Annotated in this window: 1 protein-coding gene; it reads left to right on the top strand. The window is 39.3% G+C overall.

Annotation, left to right across the window (positions count from 1 at the left end):
- Positions 1-171 precede the first annotated feature (171 nt).
- Positions 172-399 (top strand): hypothetical protein (locus EIZ48_RS29310; RefSeq protein ID WP_205298666.1); only part of this gene is annotated, 228 nt, incomplete at its 3' end.

Below are 399 nucleotides of genomic sequence, written 5' to 3' on the forward strand. Positions count from 1 at the left end.
GAGTCAGGGTACAGTCTTATAGGCAGCAAACAAACATGGGTATGTTGTGTATTGCATAAGACTTGGGTTCGATTGTACAAACTCCTATTTATCCAATATATACTGGGTGAGTGCCCCGGAGACTAGATCAGCCCGACGCTGATTGAACTTCGTAACCAAACATCTTGTGTTGTGGTTTGGTTTACTTCTGCACTTTACATTGATAATATCTCTAAGGTTGCAACTTCAGTTACAACCATAGTTGCAACCTCACTGCTTAATCACAATTTAGAACAGAGGCAAAACATTTATAAATTCCCTAGAGAATTTCAGAATACTTATGCCTGTGATAGATTGATAGAAATGTTGTCATTCCAAAGGACAGCAAGGGATACAAGTGGTTTGGGGTATGATGTAAGC

This window comes from Photobacterium alginatilyticum, from assembly GCF_009910675.1.
GTDB classification, from domain to species: domain Bacteria; phylum Pseudomonadota; class Gammaproteobacteria; order Enterobacterales; family Vibrionaceae; genus Photobacterium; species Photobacterium alginatilyticum.